The sequence below is a fragment of the Nostoc cf. edaphicum LEGE 07299 genome (genome assembly GCF_015207245.1).
GTDB classification, from domain to species: Bacteria; Cyanobacteriota; Cyanobacteriia; order Cyanobacteriales; family Nostocaceae; genus Nostoc; species Nostoc edaphicum_B.
Window position 1 is genome coordinate 1 of the sequence record NZ_JADEXF010000944.1, and the last position, 2,728, is coordinate 2,728.

The 2,728-nt window shown below is 43.2% G+C and carries 3 protein-coding genes; 2 read left to right on the top strand and 1 reads right to left on the bottom strand.

Annotated features, from left to right (window positions below; translation table 11 throughout):
- The first annotated feature begins 33 nt into the window (after window positions 1-33).
- Together IQ229_RS22900 and IQ229_RS22905 are read left to right on the top strand one after the other, a co-directional pair.
- On the top strand, window positions 34-1,299 hold the full coding sequence (locus IQ229_RS22900) for a flavin monoamine oxidase family protein (RefSeq protein WP_194047698.1): 1,266 nt from the start codon (window positions 34-36) through the stop codon (window positions 1,297-1,299).
- 621 nt (window positions 1,300-1,920) lie between these two features.
- On the top strand, window positions 1,921-2,121 hold the full coding sequence (locus IQ229_RS22905) for a hypothetical protein (RefSeq protein ID WP_094345289.1): 201 nt from the start codon (window positions 1,921-1,923) through the stop codon (window positions 2,119-2,121).
- A gap of 439 nt (window positions 2,122-2,560) precedes the next feature.
- On the opposite strand, the gene IQ229_RS24360 is transcribed toward IQ229_RS22905, so the two are convergent.
- Complete coding sequence (locus IQ229_RS24360; protein WP_228013670.1) at window positions 2,561-2,707, bottom strand: FAD-binding domain-containing protein; 147 nt, start codon at window positions 2,705-2,707, stop codon at window positions 2,561-2,563.
- Window positions 2,708-2,728 lie beyond the last annotated feature (21 nt).

A 2,728-nucleotide genomic window follows, 5' to 3' on the forward strand; every position in this document is an offset into this window, starting at 1 on the left:
GGGTGATAGTATGCATCAAGATAATGACAACCTATGAGCAAACGAGTAATTGTAGTTGGGGCTGGGTTGGCGGGGCTTACAGCTGCTTATGAACTGGTTCATGCTGGGTTTGATGTGCAAGTGTTTGAAGCCCGCGAACGAGTTGGAGGGCGAGTCCAAACAGTCTTTTTTGGAGCAGAACAGCATGGCGAATTGGGTGCAGAATTCGTCGATGATAAGCATACAGCATTGATATCTTATGCCAGTCAATTCAACCTCATGCTTGAGCCTGCCTTTAAGTATCCAGATGACCTGTGCTATTACATTGATGGTAATTTCTTTACTCAAAAAACGCTCTTGTCTCAACAGCAAGATTCTTTAAATGATGTATATCAGAAATTAGACCAATTATTAGAACAGCTTGCCGATCCTGCCCAAACATTAGCCCAGTGGCTGGCTGCACAACATTCCATTCATCCCTTTGCCTGCAAAGTTGTTCGTCAGCAATCCTATGGAATGTATGCTGCCGATCCGGAAGCGATTGGAGTTGGCTTTTTTGCTTACAGTGGAACTTCGGGCGATCGCAATTTGCGAATTCGAGGTGGCAGTAGTCAACTTGCAATGTCATTTGCTCACTTTTTGGGCGATTGCATCCATCTTAATACCCCAATTGTGCGGATTGGGCAGCAAGAACAAACTGTTGCCGTGAGTTTAAAAACGGTTCAGGGACAGGTTGAAGTATTTGCCGACTGGATTGTTGTCACAATTCCCTGGAGTGTTTTGCGCCATTTGTCTATTGAAATTCCGCTTACAGAGGCACAACGAGAGGCGATCACTCACTTGCCCTATGGGATATCGGTTAAGACTTTACTTCAGTACTCCAACCGTTTCTGGCAGCAATCCAGTTGGGGGTTAGTCGTGGCAGAAACACCTTATCAAACGGTCTGGGAATCTACCGTAACTCAGACAGGTGAAGTGGGAATTCTTGCTTGTACAAGCAGTGGGACACCTAGCCGAAATGTTGCTGGACACTCCGTTGAGTTAGCACAACAAACAGTATCCACGCTTAAGCCAAATGCTCCCAAAGCACTCGCAACTGCAACTCATGACTGGAGTGCTGATCCTTGGTCACAGGGATCTTACTGCTATTTCGTTCCTAGAGACTTGAAAAGCTGGCGCTCTGATTTACCGTACTCTGCCGGAGGCGTCATTTTTGCAGGAGAACATACCGCTCCCGTTGAATATTGTGGCTATATGGAGGGAGCAATTCGCAGTGGACAACGAGCAGCAAAGCAAATTTTAGCTTTCGCTATGACATGAAACGCAGATTTTTCACACTTTTTTACAGATTATTACGGCAAACATTTAAAAGCCAAAGAATGTACGCTTAAATCAAAATCCTTGCGATGGCTGAGTTTTAGTCAACGGATTGCAGATTGCCGATAGCGTAGCGTAAAGCCTGCGGCATGGCAACTCTTAGAGACGCTATCGCGAACGCTTAGAGCGACTGTGCGTAGCGTCTTGTCGATTGTAGATTGACTCCTGCCTGAAAGACACGAGCTTGAGAATTAAGATTGTAGATTGTAGATTTATTGTTGATATTAGAGGGTAAATTGTAGATTTTCGAGTGGACGAATCGCACCCCCTGCTTGAAAGCTAGTAGCTCGTGTAATATTCTAATCCGCTTTTCTTTAATCTGCATTCTCCTTTATTCGGTCATCACTCACAAGTATTGTTTCCACATGAGAGATTATTCCTAACGATTCACTTCTGGAAATAAGTCTAGCTGATTTGGTTCCAAGGGTATTATGGGGAGGGAGCGTGCCGACTAGCTGATTATTCAAGAGAACTGACAATTAAGAGCATTTGCTTTTGGTGTCGCCAGAATAACGAAAGTGGTAGAGTATATAGCGATCGCTACGCTAAAAATGTTTTTAAAATATGGCTGACCAAAAAGATAAAGCTCAAGAGAAAAACCGCCTTGAACAGCTTCAAGATGAACAAGGCAACACTGATTCTAAACACTCAGGCGGTGCTGGCGCTTCTGGCGGCAATTCAGGTGCAGGTAAATCTGGTACATCAAAAATTTCTGCCACTGGTACACCTGATGATATCGAAAAAATTGATCAGGATCAGGAGTAAAGCTGACTCAGACGAGTCAAGGTTTAACTGGATCGTCTCTGATTAGTAACTCAACTCAACAATGGTGGATTGAATACCTTATTATTCAGTCCACATAAGCTTTCGCAATGTGATCATCAGAAGGCTATCATTGTTAAACAGGATTTTTGTTTAGTAAAAAGAGAGAGGAGCTTGGTCTAAAATCTAGATAATGCTTTACTCTTGCGTCAGGGTAAGCTTTTGTTGATATTCTTTATACTCTCTGTCTTTATGCTGCCAGTATTTCTCAACTGTTTCTTTAGCAGCGATTGCACTATCGTATTCATCTCCCCCCTGGTTTAACAACCGCTGTTTAGTTTGCTTTCGTAAGTCAGAAACAACTTTACCATTAACTTTACGCGTCTTTGACCAATCTAGAATCGCTTTAGGATAGTTGCTAGTGCCAATGTATTTCCCCTGTTCAATTTCTGGTAAACTGACTGTAGCCCCGTAGTTCCGGTACCCAGTGATAAATAAAGTCTCCTTGAGGGTCTTTTTCGGCAATATTCTTCGACGGGTTATAAATGCGAAAAGTATCGCTAAGTGGATTAGTTACACCAGCTTGCATCTGCCATTGCCAATTATCAAT

Bases quoted from the DNA above. Each gene is read 5' to 3' on its own strand.
- IQ229_RS22900 (WP_194047698.1), top strand. From the start codon at position 34: ATGAGCAAACGAGTAATTGTAGTTGGGGCTGGGTTGGCGGGGCTTACA.
- IQ229_RS22905 (WP_094345289.1), top strand. From the start codon at position 1,921: ATGGCTGACCAAAAAGATAAAGCTCAAGAGAAAAACCGCCTTGAACAG.
- IQ229_RS24360 (WP_228013670.1), bottom strand. From the start codon at position 2,707: ATGCAAGCTGGTGTAACTAATCCACTTAGCGATACTTTTCGCATTTAT.